At 72.4% G+C, this 19,464-nt stretch carries 17 protein-coding genes; 9 read left to right on the top strand and 8 right to left on the bottom strand.

Annotated elements, in window-relative coordinates; all coding sequences use genetic code 11:
* Positions 1-64 precede the first annotated feature (64 nt).
* From BM339_RS25420 to BM339_RS25400, 5 genes are all read left to right on the top strand, one after another.
* The gene (locus tag BM339_RS25420; RefSeq protein ID WP_244938566.1) at positions 65-1,174 is read left to right on the top strand and encodes a M24 family metallopeptidase; all 1,110 of its coding nucleotides are present in this window, start codon (positions 65-67) and stop codon (positions 1,172-1,174) included.
* A gap of 242 nt (positions 1,175-1,416) precedes the next feature.
* On the top strand, positions 1,417-2,646 hold the full coding sequence (locus BM339_RS25415) for an ABC transporter ATP-binding protein (protein ID WP_021599193.1): 1,230 nt from the start codon (positions 1,417-1,419) through the stop codon (positions 2,644-2,646).
* On the top strand, positions 2,643-3,959 hold the full coding sequence (locus BM339_RS25410) for an ABC transporter substrate-binding protein (protein ID WP_024935920.1): 1,317 nt from the start codon (positions 2,643-2,645) through the stop codon (positions 3,957-3,959). The genes BM339_RS25415 and BM339_RS25410 overlap by 4 nt, the downstream gene beginning before the upstream one ends.
* Positions 3,960-3,983: 24 nt before the next feature.
* Positions 3,984-5,372, top strand: a complete 1,389-nt coding sequence (locus BM339_RS25405; RefSeq protein ID WP_024935921.1) for a carbohydrate ABC transporter permease — start codon at positions 3,984-3,986, stop codon at positions 5,370-5,372.
* Complete coding sequence (locus BM339_RS25400; RefSeq protein ID WP_024935922.1) at positions 5,369-6,325, top strand: carbohydrate ABC transporter permease; 957 nt, start codon at positions 5,369-5,371, stop codon at positions 6,323-6,325. Before BM339_RS25405 ends, BM339_RS25400 begins: the two co-directional genes overlap by 4 nt.
* A 79-nt stretch (positions 6,326-6,404) precedes the next feature.
* Here BM339_RS25400 and BM339_RS25395 read toward each other — a convergent pair whose 3' ends face one another.
* A complete protein-coding gene (locus BM339_RS25395; protein ID WP_075022435.1) occupies positions 6,405-7,652 on the bottom strand; it encodes an ABC transporter ATP-binding protein in 1,248 nt (415 codons plus the stop codon).
* 149 nt (positions 7,653-7,801) lie between these two features.
* Between BM339_RS25395 and BM339_RS25390 the strand changes: the two genes are divergently transcribed.
* Together BM339_RS25390 and BM339_RS25385 are read left to right on the top strand one after the other, a co-directional pair.
* Positions 7,802-8,824: a LacI family DNA-binding transcriptional regulator gene (locus tag BM339_RS25390; RefSeq protein ID WP_075022434.1), complete on the top strand. Its 1,023-nt coding sequence runs from the start codon at positions 7,802-7,804 to the stop codon at positions 8,822-8,824.
* Positions 8,825-8,896: 72 nt separating this feature from the next.
* Complete coding sequence (locus BM339_RS25385; protein ID WP_024935923.1) at positions 8,897-9,337, top strand: Lrp/AsnC family transcriptional regulator; 441 nt, start codon at positions 8,897-8,899, stop codon at positions 9,335-9,337.
* On the opposite strand, the gene BM339_RS25380 is transcribed toward BM339_RS25385, so the two are convergent.
* The 7 genes from BM339_RS25380 to BM339_RS25350 form a co-directional block, all read right to left on the bottom strand.
* On the bottom strand, positions 9,334-10,260 hold the full coding sequence (locus BM339_RS25380) for a TIGR03619 family F420-dependent LLM class oxidoreductase (RefSeq protein WP_024935924.1): 927 nt from the start codon (positions 10,258-10,260) through the stop codon (positions 9,334-9,336). The genes BM339_RS25385 and BM339_RS25380 overlap by 4 nt on opposite strands.
* A 60-nt stretch (positions 10,261-10,320) precedes the next feature.
* On the bottom strand, positions 10,321-11,100 hold the full coding sequence (locus tag BM339_RS25375; protein ID WP_075022433.1) for a metallophosphoesterase family protein: 780 nt from the start codon (positions 11,098-11,100) through the stop codon (positions 10,321-10,323).
* A 75-nt stretch (positions 11,101-11,175) separates the two neighbouring features.
* Positions 11,176-11,715 (bottom strand): DUF1707 and FHA domain-containing protein, encoded by a 540-nt coding sequence (locus BM339_RS25370; protein ID WP_024935925.1) that lies wholly within the window; start codon positions 11,713-11,715, stop codon positions 11,176-11,178.
* Between the two features lie 145 nt (positions 11,716-11,860).
* Positions 11,861-13,066: an acyl-CoA dehydrogenase family protein gene (locus tag BM339_RS25365; RefSeq protein ID WP_075022432.1), complete on the bottom strand. Its 1,206-nt coding sequence runs from the start codon at positions 13,064-13,066 to the stop codon at positions 11,861-11,863.
* Between the two features lie 91 nt (positions 13,067-13,157).
* Positions 13,158-14,222: a DUF3616 domain-containing protein gene (locus tag BM339_RS25360; protein ID WP_075022431.1), complete on the bottom strand. Its 1,065-nt coding sequence runs from the start codon at positions 14,220-14,222 to the stop codon at positions 13,158-13,160.
* Positions 14,223-14,284: 62 nt separating this feature from the next.
* A complete protein-coding gene (locus BM339_RS25355) occupies positions 14,285-15,433 on the bottom strand; it encodes a cytochrome P450 (protein ID WP_075022430.1) in 1,149 nt (382 codons plus the stop codon).
* 81 nt (positions 15,434-15,514) lie between these two features.
* On the bottom strand, positions 15,515-16,888 hold the full coding sequence (locus BM339_RS25350) for a KamA family radical SAM protein (RefSeq protein WP_075022429.1): 1,374 nt from the start codon (positions 16,886-16,888) through the stop codon (positions 15,515-15,517).
* 142 nt (positions 16,889-17,030) lie between these two features.
* Between BM339_RS25350 and kdd the strand changes: the two genes are divergently transcribed.
* Both kdd and BM339_RS25340 read left to right on the top strand, forming a co-directional pair.
* Complete coding sequence (gene kdd, locus BM339_RS25345) at positions 17,031-18,077, top strand: L-erythro-3,5-diaminohexanoate dehydrogenase (RefSeq protein ID WP_033332828.1); 1,047 nt, start codon at positions 17,031-17,033, stop codon at positions 18,075-18,077.
* A 50-nt stretch (positions 18,078-18,127) separates the two neighbouring features.
* Complete coding sequence (locus BM339_RS25340; RefSeq protein ID WP_075022498.1) at positions 18,128-19,459, top strand: DUF2252 domain-containing protein; 1,332 nt, start codon at positions 18,128-18,130, stop codon at positions 19,457-19,459.
* Positions 19,460-19,464 lie beyond the last annotated feature (5 nt).

Here is a 19,464-nt window from a genome sequence, read left to right as displayed (position 1 = left end):
ATCCTGGAACCGGGTCATCGGACAGGACCGGGTCATCGGACGGGACAGAGGAATGGAGACGGGTGTGACGACGGAGTTGTATCCGCGGGAGCGCGTCGGGCTGGTGCGGGAGGCGGTGGCGAAGGCGGGCCTCGGGGCCGTGCTGCTGACGCCGGGGCCGGACCTGCGCTACGTCACCGGCTACGACGCGAAGCAGCTGGAGCGGCTGACCTGCCTGGCGGTGCCCGCGGAGGGCGAGCCGTTCCTGGTCGTCCCGCGGCTGGAGGTCCCCGCGGCGCAGGCGTCGCCGGCCGGGGCGCTCGGGATCGAGCTGGTGCCGTGGGACGAGACCGAGGACCCCTACGCCCTGACGGCCGCCCGGCTGCCGCGCGGGCGGGCGAAGGTGGCCGTCGCGGACCGGATGTGGGCGGTGATGGCGCTGCGGTTCCGCGCCGCGCTGCCGGACGCCGAGCAGGTCGCCGCGGGCCCGGTGCTGCGCGGCCTGCGGATCCGCAAGTCCGCCGCCGAGGTGGCCGCGCTGCGCGAGGCCGGCGCGGCGATCGACCGGGTGCACAGCCGCGTGCCGGACCTGCTGGAGGCCGGGCGCACCGAGCGGGAGATCGGCCGCGACATCGCCGACGCGATCATCGCGGAGGGGCACGCCCAGGTCGACTTCGTGATCGTCGGGTCCGGCCCGAACGGCGCGAACCCGCACGCCGAGCTCTCCGACCGCGCCATCCGGCACGGCGAGCCCGTCGTGGTCGACATCGGCGGGACGATGCCGAGCGGATACTGCTCGGACTCGACCCGCAACTACTGCGTCGGCGAGCCGCCCGCCGAGTACCTCGCCTACTACGGGGTGCTGGAGGAGGCGCAGCGCGCCTCCTCGGAGGCCGTCCGGCCGGGGGCCACGCCCGAGGCGGTGGACGCGGCGGGCCGCGACATCATCGCCGCCGCCGGGTACGGCGAGCACTTCTTCCACCGCACCGGGCACGGCATCGGGCTGGAGTCGCACGAGGACCCCTACATCGTCGCCGGCAACCGCGAGCCGCTGGAGCCCGGCATGGCGTTCTCGATCGAGCCGGGCATCTACCCCGGCCCGCACGGCGCCCGCATCGAGGACATCGTCGTGTGCACCGAGGACGGCCACGAGCCGCTGAACGTCACCGGGCGCGGCCTGGTCATCGTGGACTGACCACCGCGGGAGCGGACGCCGGACGAGGGCGCGGACGGGTTTCGTTCCGCGCCCTCGCCTCGTTTTCGGACGGCGCAAATTGACCCGGAAACGGGTCGGTAACGATCTACGTACCAAATGCGTCAGCCCGCACCCTGCGTATTGCGGTCCGGGCGGTCTGCCCTGTACCTCCTTGTTGCATTGTTACGCGGGGGTAAATCGTGTTCCTCCGCATCGACGTGCCGTGACGAAGAGGAGACGCCGTGGCAGAGGTCGACCTGATCGGCGTCGGGAAGGTCTATCCCGACGGCACGCGGGCCGTGACCGACCTGAACCTGCACATCGACGACGGGGAGTTCCTCGTCCTGGTCGGCCCGTCGGGCTGCGGCAAGACCACCGCGCTGCGGATGGTCGCCGGGCTGGAGGAGATCTCCGAGGGCGAGGTCACGATCGGCGGCCGGGTCGTCAACCGGGTGCCCGCCCGCGACCGCGACGTCGCGATGGTCTTCCAGAGCTACGCGCTCTACCCGCACCTGTCGGTCCGCGACAACATCGGGTTCGGGCTGTCGCTGCGCAAGCTGCCCAAGGCCGAGATCAGGGAGAAGGTGGACCGCGCCGCCGACATCCTCGGCCTCACCGAGCACCTGTCGCGCAAGCCCCGCAACCTGTCGGGCGGGCAGCGGCAGCGCGTCGCGATGGGCCGCGCGATCGTCCGCGAGCCGCAGGCGTTCCTGATGGACGAGCCGCTGTCCAACCTCGACGCCAAGCTGCGGGTGCAGATGCGCGCCGAGATCGCCCGCATCCAGCGCGACCTCGGCGTCACCACGATCTACGTCACCCACGACCAGACCGAGGCGATGACGCTCGGCGACCGCGTCGCGGTGATGAAGAAGGGCGAGCTGCAGCAGGTCGCCCCGCCGCAGGAGCTCTACGACCGGCCGGCGAACCTGTTCGTCGCCGGCTTCATCGGCTCCCCGGCCATGAACCTGATCCAGGGCACGCTGTCCGGCGACGCGGAGAACCCGCGCCTGGAGATCGGCGGCCAGACCCTGACGCTGCCGGCCGCGGTGCTGACCGAGCGCCCCGCCCTCGCGTCCCGCCTCGGGAGCGACGTCGTCGTCGGCATCCGCCCCGAGGACATGGAGGACTCCGAGCTGGTGGACACGCCCGAGGGGTCCGGGCTGACCTCCACCGCCGACCTCGTGGAGGCGATGGGCTCGGACGTGCTGGTCCACTTCGCGGTCGAGGCGTCCCAGGTCGTCACCGAGGACACCAAGGAACTCGCGCGCGACGCGGGCACCGACGTGCTGGGGCACCTGGAGAGCCCCCGCACGGACCTGGTCGCGCGGTTCAGCCCGCGCACCCGCGTGAAGGTGGGCGACCCGGTGACGATCCACGTCGACACCGGCCGCCTGCACTTCTTCGATATCGAGTCCGGCGCGTCGATCTGGGGATCCGACGACGCCGGTCCGCTCAGGGAGGATGAGGAATGAGGGTCAGCAGGCTGACAGGCATCGCCGTAACCGCGGCGATGCTCCTGTCCGCGGCCGCCGCGTGCGGCGGCGACGACGGCGACGAGGGATCCGAGCCCGCGGGCGGGGGAGCGCTCAAGGGCACCACCATCGAGGTCGCGGCCAAGTGGACCGGCCCGGAGGAGACCAACTTCCGCAAGGTCCTGCAGGCGTTCGAGAAGAAGACCGGCGCGAAGGTCAACTACGCCTCCACCGGTGAGAACACCGACGCCTACCTCGGCCCGCGCATCGAGGCCAAGAACCCGCCGGACGTGGCGATCCTGCCGCAGCCCGGCCTGATGCAGCAGTACGCCGAGAAGGGGTCGCTCAAGCCCCTCGGCGACGACGTGGTGGCCGAGGTCGGCAAGAACTTCGCGCCGTACTGGAAGGAGCTCGGCTCCTCCGACGGCAAGACCTACGGCGTGATGGTCAAGGCCGCCTACAAGTCGATCCTGTGGTACCGGCCGCAGGTGTTCGAGGACGCCGGCGTCCAGCCGCCCGCCACGTGGGCCGACCTGACCAAGGCCGCGGGCACCCTGCAGGACGCCGGCACCACCCCGGTCACCCTGGCCGCCGGCCCGCAGGACTCCTGGACGCTGACCGACTGGTTCGAGAACGTCTACCTGTCGCAGGCCGGGCCGGAGAACTACGACAAGCTCGCCAAGCACGAGATCAAGTGGACCGACCCGACGGTCGGCAAGGCGCTGCAGACGCTCGCCGAGATCTGGGGCAAGCCCGACTTCCTGAACGGCGGCGTCGCCACCGCGACCAAGACCAAGTTCGACGAGTCGGTCACCCAGGTCTTCGGGCAGGAGAAGGCCGCCATGGTCTACGGCGGCGACTTCGCCGCCGCCAACATCGCCACCACCAAGGCCAAGGTCGGCACCGACGCCAAGGTGTTCGCGTTCCCGCAGGCCGGCGACACCGCCCCGGCGATCCTCGGCGGCGACGTCGCGGTCGCGCTGAAGGACGGCAAGGGCGCCCAGGAGCTGATGAAGTTCCTCGCCTCCCCCGAGGCGGGCAAGGTGTGGGCCGGGCTCGGCGGCTACCTGACGCCGAACAAGAACGTGCCCTCCAGCGCCTACTCCGACCCGATCGCCAAGCAGCTGATCGAGCAGCTGCAGAAGTCCGGCGACGCGGCCCGCTACGACATGTCCGACCTGGCGCCCGCCGCGTTCGGCGCGACGCCCGGCAAGGGCGAGTGGGAGGCGCTGCGCCAGTTCGTGCAGAACCCCACGGACGTCAAGGGCACGCAGGCCAAGCTGGAGGCCGAGGCCGCCAAGGCCTACAAGTAGGGCCGACGAGTAGGGAATCCCTGGATGAAGGCTCCGAATGAGGAGGTGCCGCCGGCCGCGACGGCCGGCGGCGCCGCCGCCGTCGGCCCGCCGGCCGCGGCGTCCCCGGCCCGCCCCGGACGCGAGCGGCTGACCCCGCCGTCGTGGCTGGCCATGATGTTCCTGCTGCCGGCGCTCGTGCTGCTCGGCTTCCTCGTGGTCTACCCGATCGTGTACTCGGTGATCCGCAGCCTGTTCGACGCCTCGGGCGACTCGTTCGTCGGCGTCGACAACTACACCGGGGTCTTCAAGGGACACGACAACCTCGTCGCGGTGCGCAACACCGCGATCTGGGTCGTGGTCGCGCCCACCGTGGTGACCGTCATCGGCCTGCTGTTCGCCGTGCTCACCGAGCGGATCCGGTGGGCCACGGTGTTCAAGCTCGTGGTGTTCATGCCGATGGCGATCTCGTTCCTCGCCTCCGGCGTGATCTTCCGGCTGGTGTACCAGCAGGACCCCGACAAGGGCATCGCCAACGCCGCGATGGTCGCGATCCACGACACGTTCGCCAAGGACACGACCTACCCCGGCGCGGGACCGCGCAGCGGCGGCAACGCCGTCGTCCGGCAGGACGAGGACGGCTCCGTCGGCTCGGTGCGGTCGTACTCGGCGGGCCAGACCGCGCTCCTCCCGCTGCTGAAGGTCAAGCCCGAGTACCTGCCGGAGGACGCCAAGCCCGCCGCGCAGCCGCCGGCGGCCAAGCCGGGGCAGCTCACCGGCGCGGTCTGGTTCGACTTCACCAAGGGCGGCGGGGGCCAGCAGAACGTCCCGAACGCCGGCGAGTCCGGGCTGCCCGGGATCAAGGTCGAGGTCGTGCAGAACGGCAAGGTGGTCGCCGAGGCGACCACGAGCGCCGACGGCACCTTCACGATGAGGGACGTGCCCGACGGGGCGTTCATGATCCGGCTCCCGAAGGACAACTTCACCGCCGCCTACCGCGGTGCGGAGTGGCTCGGCGGCACGCTGATCACACCGGCGATCATCGGGTCGTACCTGTGGGTGTGGTCCGGGTTCGCGATGGTGCTGATCGCCGCCGGGCTCGCCGCCATCCCGCGGGACGCGCTGGAGGCGGCCCGCGTCGACGGCGCCACCGAGTGGCAGGTGTTCCGGCGGGTGACGATCCCGCTGCTCGCACCCGTCCTGATGGTCGTGCTGGTGACGCTGGTCATCAACGTCCTGAAGGTGTTCGACCTCGTCTACATCATCGGCGGCGGCGAACCCGACGCCAGCGTGCTGGCGCTGCAGATGTGGACCGAGTCGTTCGGCGGCGGCAACGACCAGGGCGCCGGCAGCGCCATCGCCGTGCTGCTGTTCGTGCTCGTGCTGCCCGCCATGCTGTTCAACATCCGGCGACTGCGGCAGGAGCGCTCATGAGCACCGCGGAGAAGGAGGCCGGGGCGCCGTCCCCGGCGGCCGGCGGGAACGGGGGCAGGGGCGGCGACGGCGCGGCGGGCGCGCCGAGGCGCGGCGTGGCCGCCCGGATCGTCGGCAGGCTCGGCGGCGGCGCCGCCCAGGCGCTGCTCGTGCTGATCGCGCTGTTCTGGCTGGTGCCGACCCTCGGCCTGCTGGTCGCCTCGCTGCGCTCCAACGAGGACAACAGCGCGGGCGGCTGGTGGCAGGTCTTCACCAAGCCGACGCAGCTGACCGCCGAGTCCTACAGCGCGCTGCTGGACAAGAGCGACTTCGTCGACTCGTTCTGGAACACCGTGCTGATCACCGTCCCGGCGACGGTGCTGGTGGTCGCGATCGCCGCGCTCGCCGCCTACGCGTTCGCGTGGATGGAGTTCCCGGGCCGGGACTGGCTGTTCATGGTCGTCGTCGCGCTGCTGGTCGTGCCCGTCCAGGTGGCGCTGATCCCGGTCGCCAAGCTGTACGGCAAGATCGATTTCGGCGGGTTCCAGATGTTCGGGTCGGTCACCGGCGTGGTGCTGTTCCACGTCGCGTTCGGCCTGCCGTTCGCCATCTTCCTGCTCCGCAACTTCTTCGCGGCGATCCCCCGGGACCTGCTGGAGGCGGCGCGGATGGACGGCGGCTCGGAGTGGACGATCTTCCGCAGGGTGATCTTCCCGCTGGGCGGGCCGGCGATCGCCTCGCTCGGCATCTTCCAGTTCCTGTGGGTGTGGAACGACCTGCTGGTCGCGCTGGTGTTCGCCGACACCGAGGCGCAGCCGATGACCAAGTGGCTGCAGTCCCAGATGCGGCAGTTCACCGGCAACATCGACATCCTCGCGCCCGGCGCGTTCCTGTCGCTGATCGTCCCGCTGGTCGTGTTCTTCGCCTTCCAGCGCTACTTCGTCCAGGGCGTCCTCGCCGGCTCGGTGAAGTAGGCCCCCGGACAACGACCGGACAACGAAACGTGCCCACGGCCTTCTCCAGGCCGTGGGCACCGTTTCGTCCGGGGCGGGGTCAGCCGGACTTGCGCAGGTCCGCGGTGCCCTGCCGGCCGCCGGCGTCGGGGTGCCCGATCGCCAGGCCGCTGGACGGGTCGAAGAAGTGCAGCCGGCGGGTGTCGACGGCGAGGTTCACGTCCTGGGCCGGCCGCACGTGCGAGCGGGAGTTGACGCGGGCCGTCCACAGCGCCTTGTTGTCGATGAGCGGGATCGCCATCTCGCCCTCGCCCTCGGCGGCGTCCTCGGCGAGGTCGGCGGTGTCCTTGTGCTCCACCGGCGGCGCGTCGATGGTGAAGATCACGTTGATCTCGCTGCCGAGCTCCTCGGTGACGCTGCTGCGCACCGCCATCGGTGCCCACTCGGGGTCGGCGTGCGCGGCGTCCTCGAAGTCCGACGGGCGGATGCCGAGGATCACCGTGCGGCCGATGTAGTCGGCGAGGCCCGGCTTGCCGTCCAGCACCGCGGCCGGCACCGGCAGCGTGTACCCGGCGAACGACACCTGCGGGCCGCCGTCGGCCGAGGTCAGATCGGCCAGGACGAAGTTCATCGCCGGCGAGCCGATGAACCCGGCCACGAACAGGTTGACGGGGTTGTCGAAGAGCCGCTGCGGGGTGTCGACCTGCTGCAGCCTCCCTTCCCGCAGCACGCACACCCGGGACCCGAGCGTCATGGCCTCGATCTGGTCGTGGGTGACGTAGACGGTGGTGACGCCGAGCCGCTCGTGCAGCTGGCTGAGCGAGGCGCGCATGGACACGCGGAGCTTGGCGTCCAGGTTCGACAGCGGCTCGTCCATCAGGAACGCCTGCGGCTGGCGGACGATGGCGCGGCCCATCGCGACGCGCTGCCGCTGCCCGCCCGACAGGGCGGCCGGCTTGCGGGACAGGTACTGCTCCAGGCCGAGCATCTTGGCGGCATCGTGGACCTTCTGCTTGATCTCCGACTTCGGCGTGCCGCGCAGCTTGAGGCCGAACGCCAGGTTCTGCTCGACCGTCATGTGCGGGTAGAGGGCGTAGTTCTGGAAGACCATCGCGATGTCGCGGTCCTTCGGCGCCAGGTCGTTGACGACCTGGTCGCCGATGGAGATCTTCCCGCCGCTGATCTCCTCCAGGCCGGCGATCATCCGCAGCGCGGTGGACTTGCCGCAGCCGGACGGCCCGACCAGCACCATGAACTCGCCGTCGCGGACCTCCAGGTCGAGGCCGTCCACGGCCTTCACGCCGCCGCTGTACACCTTGTCGACCCGGTCGAGCACGATCTTGGCCATCCGGTACCCCTTGTTGGAAACGTTTCCCTTACCCTCTGCCGAGCAGGGCTTTCATTGCATTGGCTGGAGTAAACATCATGGAATCGTTTCCAGGGGAGAGGGGGTCGTGAGAAGATGATCGGAAGGCGCCCGGAAAGGACGGTCCGAGGATGACGGCACGGCGGCCCGCGACGATCAAGGACGTGGCCGCGGCGGCGGGCGTCGGCATCGCCACGGTGTCGCGGGTGTTCTCCGGGACGGGCTCGGTCAGCGCCGCCACCCGCGAGCGCGTGCTGTCCGCCGCCGCCGGGCTGGACTACCGCCCGAGCGCCCTCGGCCGGGGGCTGAAGCTGCGCCGCACCGGCGGCATCGGCCTGATCGTCCCCGACGTCACCGACCCGTTCTGCGCCGAGCTCGTCGCGGGCGTCCTGGCCTGCGCCCGCAGCCTCGGCGAGCACGTGATCGTGGACGCCGCGCACGGCGACCCCGCCCGCGAGGCCGAGATCGTCGAGCGGCTCGTCGAGCAGCGGGTCGACGGGATCATCGCGCTGCCCGCCGGGGACGCCGCCGACTGGGCCGCCGCCGCCCGCGTGTGCTCCAGCGTCGTGTTCGCCGACCGCGTGCTGCCGGGGCGGCCGGACATCCCGTCCGTCCTCGCCGACGACGCGGGCGGCGTCCGGTCCCTCACCGAGTACCTCGCCGGGCTCGGCCACCGCCGCATCGGGTTCCTCGGCGGCGCCCCGGGATGCCCGTCCGGGGTGCGGGAGCGCGCGTTCCGCGAGACGCTCGCCCAGCTCGGCGTCCCGGTGGAGGAGGACCTGGTCGTCGCCGCCCGCCCCGCCCGCGACGCCGCCTACGCGGCCGCCGCCGGCCTGCTGCAGCGCCGCGCGGACGTCACCGCCGTGCTGGCCGCGGGCCACCTGCTCGGCGAGGCCGCCGTCCTCGTCGCCCGGGAGCTGGACCTGCGGGTCCCCGCCGACGTGTCGATCGCGATGGTCGGCGACGTCGCCTGGGCCGAGCTGTGCGATCCGCCGCTCACCGCCGTCGCCCGGCCCGGCCACGACATCGGCTACCGCGCCTGCGAGCTGCTGCTGCGCGAGCCCGCGCGGCGGGGGAGGGGCGGGCCCGTCCTGCTGCCCGCCGAGCTCGTCGTGCGCGGCAGCTGCGGCCCGCTTCGCCCCGGCCGCCGCTGAAAAACGGCGGATCGCCCCGCTCCGTGGCCTGAGCGGGCCCACGCACCCGCCGCGGCACGCTAGATTTCCCGCGTGGAGGAGATCGATCGTCAGATCATCGCGCTGCTGGCCGACGACGGGCGGATGAGTTTCACCGACCTGGCCAAGGAGACCGGGCTGTCGGTGTCGGCGGTGCACCAGCGCGTCCGCCGGCTGCAGAAGCGGGGGATTATCACCGGGTTCGCCGCCCAGCTGGACACCCAGCGGATCGGGCTGCCGCTGACGGCCTTCGTGTCGATCAAGCCGACCGACCCGGCCGCCCCGGACGACGCCCCCGAACGGCTGGCGCATCTCCAGGCGATCGAGGCGTGCCACTCGGTGGCGGGCGAGGAGAGCTACATCCTGAAGGTGCGGGTCGCGTCCCCGAACGAGCTCGAGGACCTGCTGCAGCAGATCCGCGCCGCCGCGAACGTCGCGACGCGGACGACGGTCGTCCTCAGCACCCCCTGGGAGGCGCGCCGCCCGCCCCTCTAGCCGGCGTCCCCGGCGGGCGCGAACGCGTCCAGGGCCTCCAGGGCGCGGCCGAGGGAGGCGCGCGGGCCCGCCTCCGGGCCGGTCACCTCCGGGTCGAAGTTCAGATCGATGAACAGCTCGGTGACGCCCTGCGCGGCGAGTGCCGCGAAGTCGTCCCGGACCTCCTCGGGGGAACCGGTCAGCGGCTTGCGGCCGGCCTGCCCGGGGGGACGGACCCGCACCGCGCCCCGGCACACGAACCGCAGCGCGGCCGGGTCGCGCCCGGCCCGTTCGGCGGCCTCCCGGACGGCCCCGATGGAGCGGCCGATCGTGGTGAGGTCGGTGCGGCTGGAGCTGACCCAGCCGTCCGCCAGCCGCCCGGCGCGGCGCAGCGCCGACTCGGCGGCGCCGCCCAGCAGGATCGGCGGCCCGGGGGACTGCAGCGGCCGCGGGTCCATGGTGACCGGCGGGATGTCGTAGAACTCGCCGTGGAAGCGCGCCGCGTCCCCGGGCCCGCCGCTCCACAGGGCGCGCAGCGCGGCGATGAACTCCTCGGCGCGGGCGCCGCGCCGCTCCATGGGGGCGCCGGTCGCGGCGAACTCCTCGCGCATCCAGCCGTTCCCGAGGCCGAGGTCGAGCCGCCCGCCGCTGACGTGGTCGAGGGTGGCTGCCAGCTTGGCCAGGACCGGCGGGGCGTAGAACGGCATGTTGACGATGGCGACGCCGAGCCGCGCCCGGGTGGTGTGCCCGGCGAGGTAGGCGAGCGTGATCAGCGGGTCGGGGACGTTGCGGTAGGTGCGGTCGTCCGAGCCGGCGGGGTTGAGGAGGCGCTGCAGCGTCCACAGCGAGCGGTAGCCGAGCTCCTCGGCGCGCCGGGCGACGGTCACCTGGTTGGCGGGGGTGGACCACGCACCCGACGTCGGAACGGCGAACCCGATCTCCACACTGCCTCCCTTTTCCGACCGGACCTTACAACGTCAAGGGCGGTGCCGGTCCAGGGAACCCTACGCGACCGGCCGGTCCCATTTCATCGCCGCCACGTCGAGCACGCCCCAGTTGCCGTCCACGCCGTCGCAGTCGAACCCGGTCACCCGGACCTGCCCGTGGGGCATCGCGACGTCCCTGGTGTAGGCCCTGTGCAGATGCCCGTGGATCAGGTGGCCGGGCTTGACCGCGTCGACCACGGTCTGCAGGAGTTCGCGGTGGGCGTCGGACCGCTTCAGGTCCTCGCCGTCCCAGAAGCCCGGCAGAGGCGGGAATTCGTGCGCGACGCGGGCGGGGCAGTCGTGGGTGAGCATCACGTCGGCGGGCCCGCCGGCGATCGCGCGCCGGGCCTCCTCCGCGGTGATCTCCTCCTCGGGCCACCAGGACATGCCCTCCGCGCGGACGGCCCGGTCGAGGGACACGGCCCCGCCGAGGGCCAGCCAGGTCCGGTCGTGCCAGGTCCAGCGGTGACCGCGGCGGAGGTGGTAGATGCGGTCGCTCACCCGGCCGTGCCCGCCCTGATGACCCGCATCGGGCAGCTCGGCGAGACGGGGGTGGTCCTCGTGGTTGCCGTCGACGAACCACAGGACGCCGTCCACACGGGCCAGGTCGAGGTCGAGGCCGCGGAGGTAGGCCCACCCCTGCGGTCCGGGCCATATCCCGAAGTCGCCCGCGTGGAGGACGATGCGCGGGGACTCGTCCGGAAGCAGTTCGGGGAGCCGCCGGATGACGCCGCGCGCCCAGGCGGCGTTGCCGTGCCAGTCGCCGGCCAGCAGGACGTGCGTCGGATCTTGCGTCATGGGCTCCATCTTCGCGGTTCGGCCGGCCCCGGCACGCATCGCGCATCGCCGGCGGTGGGAGCGGGCGGTGCCGGGTCAGGGGGCGGTGACGATGAAGATGGAGTTGCCGAACCCGACCTCGTCGCCGGGCCGGACGCGCGCCGGGCCGGTCAGCCGCCACCCGTTCACGCGGGTGCCGTTCATCGACCCGAGGTCGGAGATCATCCAGCCCTCGTCGGCCCGGTAGATCTCGGCGTGGAAGCGCGAGACGGTCAGGTCGGTGAGGATGAACTGGCAGCCGGGGGCGCGGCCGACGACGATCCGGCCGAGCTCGCGCGGCGGCAGCATGAACCGTGGCAGCCGCGGCCCGCGCCAGGCGGCCTCGATCCGCGCGGTCACCTGGGACACCTGGGAGATCAGGCCGGTCAGGCGGTTGACGACGCGCCCGGCGGGCGGCAGGTCGTGCACGATGTCGGCCAGCTCGGCCTGGCTGCGCGCCTGCAGCACCTGGTCGACACGGCGCTCGAACGTCTCGTGGGACATCCGCCCCTCGGCCACGCGGTCGCTGAGGACGCGCAGCACCCGGTCCCGTTCCGTGTCGGACGCTCTCACCGGGAATGAGGGCTGTCCGTCCATAGTCGTGAGTATCCAGTCCCCATCGTCGGCTGTCCAGAAAGGCCCGGAGGCCCCGGGGGGCGGGCGATCGCCCTCACCCGCCCCCCACCTGTTCGATGCGCGGGACCGCCTGGAAGTTCGGCGCCGGAGCGGACGGGCGGAAGCGTCAGCGGGAGAGGAGGTCGCGGGCGATGTGGGTCACCTGGATCTCATCGGTGCCGGCGTAGATCTGGAACGACTTGGCGTCGCGGGCGAGCTGCTCCACCCGGTACTCGCTCATGTAGCCGTTGCCGCCGAACAGCTGCACGGCCTCCTGGGCGACCTCGCTGGCGGCCTGCGCGGCGTACAGCTTCATCGCCGACGCCTCGGAGAGGGTCGGGGCGCGGCCGGCGCGCTGCATCTCGATGTGCCGGAACACCAGGTTCTGGACGTTGAGCCGCGCGACCTCCATCTTGGCCAGCTTCAGCTGGATGAGCTGGAAGTCGCCGATGCGCCGCCCCCACAGCTCGCGGGTCCTGGCGTACTCGACCGACAGCCGCAGGCACTCCTCGATGACGCCGAGCGCCATGGCGGCGACGCCCGCGCGCTCGGTGACGAAGTTCTGCCGGGCGGACTCCTTGCCGCCCTGCGCGCCGGAGGTGAGGAGCCGGTCGGCGCCCGCGCGGACGTCGCTGAGGAACAGCTCGCCGGTGGGGGAGGAGTGCAGCCCCATCTTGCGCAGCGGCCTGCTCTGCTCAAGGCCTTCCATGCCGCGGTCGAGGACGAAGGTGAGGATCTCGCGGTCGCGCGGGTCCCGCCCGTCGTCGAGCTTGCAGTAGAAGACGATGGTGTCGGCGTAGGGGCCGTTGGTGATGAAGGTCTTGGCGCCGTTGATGACGTACTCGTCGCCGACCTTCCTGGCGGTGGCCTGCATGCCGCCGAACGCGTCCGACCCGGAGTTCGGCTCTGTGATCGCCCAGGCGCCGACCTTCTCCATGGTGAGCAGGCGCAGGGCCCAGCGCTCCTTCTGCTCGGGCGTGCCGCGCTTCATGATGGTCCCGGCGGCGAGGCCGAGGCCGACGCCCATCGCCGAGACCAGGCCGGGGGCCACCTTGCACAGCTCGATGATCGGCAGCATGGTCATCGCCGCGTTGCCGCCGTGCCCGCCCTCCTCGTCGCCGCCCGTGCCGCCGTCGCGCTCCTTGGCGATCCGGGCGTGGAAGGACGAGCGGGCCATCTCGTCCATCCCGAACGTCTTGTAGAGGCCGCGGAGCAGGTCGTACGGCGGGAGCTCGCCCGACTCCAGCGCGTCCAGGCGGGGCCGGACCTCGGCGTCGATCCAGCCGCGCACCGCGTCCCGGATCATCAGGTCTTCCTCGGACCACTCGATCATGCGCTGTCCTGCCCCTTCGAACTCCTGCCGGTTGCAGGGCCCATCCAAGCAGACGGTGCAAGCGAGCGCTTATTCGGGTTCGCCCCCGGTGCTAGCCGAGGACGACCACGTCCGCGAGGACGCCCCCGTCCGCCGTGAGGCGCTCGGGGGAGGGGCTGTCGTAGACGACGAGCAGGCGGGTGCCCGGCTCGTCCAGGACGGCGATGCCCTCGGCGTGGTCGTCGCCGTCGCCGTGGGGGAGGTCGCCGAGCACCTCCAGCTCGGCGGAGGTGACGATCTCGCCGGCGTCCACCCTGGCCGCGCCCCGCCACCGCACGACCCGCACCGGGCCGTCCAGGTCCATGCTCGGGCCGGTGAGGACCAGCAGGTCGTCGCCGTGCGGGCACAGGTCGCGGATGCCGAGGCCGCCCAGGTCCAGGAAGTGCGTGCGGTAGCGGTCCTTCCCGTCGCCGACGGGCAGCGCCACCAGCCGCCGCGGGTCGTCGGGGTGGGTGCCCGGCCGGATCTCTATCAGCACCGCCCAGCCGCGCAGCACCGGCCCGCGCAGCCCGATGTAGAGCCGGTCGCCGTGCGCGGCGATGCCCTCGATGTCGATGCCGTTGTCCTTGCTCGGGATGGGCAGGAACGGCGCGAGGTGCGGGTCGTCCCGCAGCAGGTCGGTGAGGGAGTCGCCGTCCAGGCCGAGGACGGCGGCGGTGCGGTCCCCGTCCTCGCGGACGACGCCGGGCAGCCCGTCCTCGCCGGTGGCCAGCGGGAGCCGGGCGAGGATGTAGCGGTTGTCCTCGCGGACGACCGTGGCGAGGCGCCTGCGCGCCTTCGCGTCGCTGTGCCCCGGCTTGATCTTCTTGCGCTTGAGGCTGTGCGAGCCGATCGCCCACAGCCAGCCGTTGGCGCGGGCGAGCCCCTCGATGTCGGCCTCCTCGTCCGGGCCGGCGGGCAGCGGGACGAGGTCGGCGAGCGCGATCGTGGCCTGGCCGCCGTACCCGGTGACGCGGCCGCCGTCGAGGGTGGCCGTCAGCCGCTCGATGGTGGCGGTCTCGTCGCCCGCGACCCACAGGCAGCGTCCGTCCTGGCGGACGGCGGACAGGTTGGTGTGCGTCTCGGCCTCACGGCTCTCCACCCCGAAGCGCAGCTCGACCCGGCGTTCCACGATCATTGGGAGATGGTCCCATAACGGCGCGGCCGGAGGGGACGCCGGGGACGGTCCTCAACCGGCCGTCAGGCGTCCCAGCGGACGTCCAGCCGGGGCGGTCTCCGGAACACCAGGCCGCGGGGCCGCGCGGGACGGGACGGGTCGAGGCGCAGCCCGGGCAGCCGGTCCAGCACCGCGGCCAGCGCGGTGCGGGCCTCCAGCCGGGCCAGGGGCGCGCCGAAGCAGAAGTGCGGGCCGTGCGCGAAGGCCAGGTGCTCGGCGGTGTTGTGCCGCCGCACGTCGAACCGGTCGGGGTCGGCGAACACGGCGGGGTCCCGGTTGGCGCCCGCGATCGACACGCGGACGAGGTCGCCCGCCCCGACCGTGGTCCCGCCGAGGTCGGTGTCGCGGGTGGCGTACCGGTCGACGACCGAGGCCGACGGCTCCAGCCGCAGCGACTCCTCGATCGCGCCGGGCAGCAGGTCGGGGTCGTCCAGGACGAGCCGCAGCTGGCCGGGGTTCTCCAGCAGGTGCAGCGCGGCGTTTGCGATCATCCCCTCGGTGGTGTCGATGCCGCCGAACATCAGGATCGCGGCGTTGGCGACGACCTCGGGGGTGGTGAGGTCGCCGCGGGCCGCCTCGGCGAGCAGCGAACCGGGGCGGGACGCGGTGATCGCCTCCTCGACCGCGGCGCGCAGCAGCCGGTACGCCTCCCCGGCGTGCCCGGGGGCGGTGCCGCCCGCGGTGATGGCGGACACGGCCTCGACGAAGGCGCCGTACCAGGAGCGGACGGTCGCCGCGTCCACCCCGTGCAGCCCGAGGGCCTCGGTCACGACGGCGACGGCGAGCGGCCCGGCGAGGTCGCCGCGCAGCTCCGCAGCGCCCGCCGGCGCGAGCCCGCCGACGAGCCGGCCGACCTCGGCCTCGACGAACGCGGTGAACCGCTCGCGGGTCCGCGCCGGGCGGAACGGGCGGGAGAACGCGTCGCGGTGCCGGGCGTGGACGGGTCCGTCCAGTGACAGCATGCTCGGCCCGACGACCTGCGCGGTGGAGAAGCGCGGGTCGTCGACCGTGAACGCGGCCGAGTCGCGCATGACCGCCAGCGCGAGGTCGCGGGACGTCACGAGCCAGCCGCCGAGGGCGGGGACGAACGCGACGGGCTCCTCGGCCCGCAGCCGGGCCAGATGCGGGTGCGGGTCGTCCTCCAGCTGCGCGATCGTCAGGTCGGAAGCCATCACCCGACCGACCCTATGCGCCACATTACGGATCTACAATGTAAAGGCGCCGGGCCGGTCGGCTCCCGCGACCAGATCACGTCACGCGGAACGTTCCCGCCACCACCGACGCCCCTCCTCCGGGAGCGTGTAGATCGGGTCGTGGTACTCGTACCGCCTGGTCAGCGCGTCGGGGTCGGACTGCTCCAGGCCGGTGCGGTAGTTCTTCGTCCAGTAGGAGATGCCGCGCTCGCGGTCGTAGTCGGCGAGCTGGTGCACCCACCGCTTGCCGACGTAGGGGACGTCGCAGACGATCCGCGGGGTGGCGAAGCCGGGCAGATAGCCCATGATGGCGTGCTGGAGCTCCTGCGCCTCCCAGACGGCGAGCCGCCAGTGCTCGCTGTTGGGGATCATGTCGCACATGTAGAGGTAGTAGGGCATGATCCCGGCCTCGTCGAGCAGCGCGAACGACAGGTCGAGCAGCGCTGCGGGGGAGTCGTTCACCCCGCGCAGCAGCACGCCCTGGTTGCGGACGTCGCGGATGCCGGTGTCCATCATCGCGCGCGCGGCCCTCGCGACGAGCGGCGTCACCGACTGGGCGGCGTTGACGTGGGTGTGGATCGCGATCTGCGCGCCGCGGCCGTGCGCCTTGGCGGCCAGGCGCTCCATCCCGGCGCGGACGTCGTCCTGCAGCCAGTGCTGGGGCAGGCCCATGAGCGCCTTGCTGGCCAGGCGGATGTCGCGGATGTTGTCGATGTCGAGCAGCGCGTCGACGAACGACTCCAGCCGCGGCCACGGCATGTTGGCGACGTCGCCGCCGGAGACGACCACGTCCCGGACGCCGGGGGAGCGGCGCAGGTAGTCGAGCATGGCGCCGAGCCGGTCCGGGGGCTTGATCGTGAACTTGTGCTTGTCGACGGCCGGCGTGGAGTTGCCGACGAGGTCCATCCGGGTGCAGTGCCCGCAGTACTGGGGGCAGGTCGGCAGGATCTCGGCCAGCACCTTGGTGGGGTAGCGGTGGGTGAGGCCCTCGACCGCCCACATCTCCGCCTCGTGCAGGGAGTCGCGGGAGGCGTGCGGGTGGGACGGCCAGTCGGTGCGCCGGTCGCTGAGGACGGGGAGCATGTAGCGGCGGACGGGGTCGGCGTGGAAGGCCTCGGTCGAGGAGGAGTCCATCGTGTTGAGCATCTGCGGGGGCAGCAGCATCGACATCGTGGCGCGCTCGGCCTGGTCGCGCTCCAGGTCGGCGTAGAAGGACTCGTCCAGCAGGTCGCCCATGACCTGGCGGAGCTGCCGCAGGTTCTTCACGCAGTGGGCGCGCTGCCACTGCGCCGACTCCCATTCGGCCTCCGTGACGTCCCGCCACCCGGGCAGGCGCCGCCAGTCGGGCTCCTCCAGAGGCCGGCGCCGGTAGACGTACGGCTGGCGTGCGGTCTCTTCGGACAGGACGGCGTCCGGGTGCAGGGCAGTGGTCATCGTCGACCGCCTCCTCGCCTCACATTGATCGCATAAAAGTCTTGTGTAGTGCTGACGTTACGGGAAGACTTTCGATGAAACCAGTGGTGCCCTGTATATCTTGCGCAACCTCGGCGCACTTTACGGGAGAGGCGGGACGGCGATGACCGACGGCGGGACGGCCACGGCGGTGGGCTTGCACCGGGTCCTGGACCCCCCGGGCGTCCTCCCGCAGGCCGCGCGGAGGCTGGACACCGACCCGCGGATCCGCCCCGACGAGGTCCGCATCGGCGTCGAGCGCCTCAACCTGGACGCCGCGTCCTACCGCCAGCTGCACACCGCGCACGGCGGCGACCCGGACGCCATCCGGGCCGAGGTGCTGCGGATCATCGGGGAGCGCGGCAAGATGCACAACCCGGTGACCGGGTCGGGCGGCATGCTCGTCGGCGTGGTCGAGGAGGCCGGGCCGCAGTCGCCGCTCGGGCTGGAGCCCGGCGACCGGGTCGCCACGCTGGTGTCCCTCACCCTCACGCCGCTCGCCGTCACCGACGGCCTGGCCCGCTGGGACGGGCGGTCGGAGCAGGTGCCCGCGCGCGGCCACGCCATCCTGTTCGCCCGGTCCATCGCCGCGGTCCTGCCGGACGACCTGCCGGTGCCGCTGTCCCTCGCCGTCATGGACGTGTGCGGGGCGCCCGCCCTCACCCACCGCGTCGTGTCCGCGCGGAAGGGCGCGCCCGCGGTCGCGGTGCTCGGCGCCGCGGGCAAGAGCGGGTGCCTGTCGCTGGCGGCCGCGCGCCGCGCCGGCGCGTCCCGCGTGATCGGGCTCGTGCCGACGGCCGAGGAGGAGGAGCGGCTGGCCGCCGCGGGCCTCGCCGACACCGTGGTCCGCGCCGACGCGCGCGACCCGGTCGCCGTTGCCGCGGCCATCGGGGAGCCGGTCGACGTCACCGTCGTGTGCGTGGACGTCCCCGGCTGCGAGCACGGCGCGATCCTCGCCACCGCCCCCGGCGGCACCGTCGTGTTCTTCTCGATGGCGACCTCGTTCCCCGCCGCCGCGCTCGGCGCCGAGGGGCTGGCCGCCGACGTCACCATGCTCATCGGCAACGGCTACGTCCCCGGGCACGCCCGGACCGCCCTGGAACTGGTGCGATCCGACCCCGCCGTGCGCGCGCTGTTCACCTCCCGGACCGGTGCGGATTCGGCAGAATGACCGGGAACGCCCCACAGCGGCGGGGCCACCCGATCATCGAGGGAGAGAGCATGGCGAGCATCACCGAGGACCTGCGCGGACGGGACCCCAAGGAGCGCCGGGCGCAGATCGTCGACGTCCTGGTCGACGCGTTCTCGGACCTGATGGAGCGCAGCCCCGCCGAGTTCCGCCGCCGCTTCCGCAAGATGGCCTCGGACCCGTTCGCGTTCTACCGGGGCAGCGCCTGCCTGTTCTACGCCGACATCGTCCACGACGACGACCCGTGGGCCGACGAGCGCACCTCCCGCGTGTGGATCCAGGGCGACCTGCACGCGCAGAACTTCGGCACCTACATGAACGACGACGGCGTGTTCGTCTTCGACGTCAACGACTACGACGAGGCCTACGTCGGCCACTTCACCTGGGACGTCAAGCGCCTGGTGGCGAGCCTGGCGCTGCTGGCCTGGCAGAAGGCGATCTCCGACGCCGACATCCGCCGGCTGATCGAGACCTACGTGCGCGCCTACGTCGACCAGGTCCGCAGGTTCGCCGCGCACGAGGGCGACGAGAGGTTCGCGCTGACGCTCGACACCACCGACGGCTACGTGCGGGACGTGCTGGTCGCGGCGATGGGCGGCACCCGCATCGGACTGCTGTCGGGCATGACGGTCGTGGACGGGCCCGACCGCCGGTTCCGCGACCGCCCCGGTGTGCGCCGCCTGGACGCCCCCGAGCGCGCCAAGGTCGAGGCCGCCTACCAGGAGTACCTCGCGACCATCCCGTCGGAGAAGCGGTTCGGCAGCCTCACCTACGAGGTCAAGGACATCGTCGGCGCGTCCGGGTTCGGTATCGGCTCGGCCGGGCTGTCGGCCTACAACATCCTGGTGGAGGGCAACACCCAGGCCCTGGAGAACGACGTCGTCCTGTCGATGAAGCAGGGCAACGTCGCCGCGCCGAGCCGCGTCGTCGACGACCCCCGCATCCGCGACTACTTCCAGCACCACGGCCACCGCACGGCGGTGTCCCGGCGCGCGCTGCAGGCCAACAGCGATCCGTGGCTCGGCCACACCCAGATCGACGGCATCGGGTACGTCGTGCAGGAGCTGTCGCCCTACGAGGAGGACCTGGACTGGGGCGGCCTGACCGAGCCGGAGGACATGCTGTCGGTGCTGGACGATCTCGGCCGCGCCACCGCCAAGGTGCACTGCGTGTCCGACACCGACTCCGACCACACCCTGGTCGGGTTCCAGGTGGAGGACGCGATCAACGCGGCGATCGGCCCGGACGAGTCCGCGTTCGTCGAGGCGATGGTCGAGTTCGGCACCCGCTACGCCGAGATCGTCCGCGACGACCACACCCTGTTCGTGGACGCCTTCCGCAACCACGAGATCCCCGGCCTGTAGCGGCG

The sequence above is a fragment of the Actinomadura madurae genome, assembly GCF_900115095.1.
GTDB lineage: Bacteria > Actinomycetota > Actinomycetes > Streptosporangiales > Streptosporangiaceae > Spirillospora > Spirillospora madurae.
Note: the sequence above shows the minus strand (reverse complement) of the source record. Positions and strands in the feature narration are given on the sequence as shown.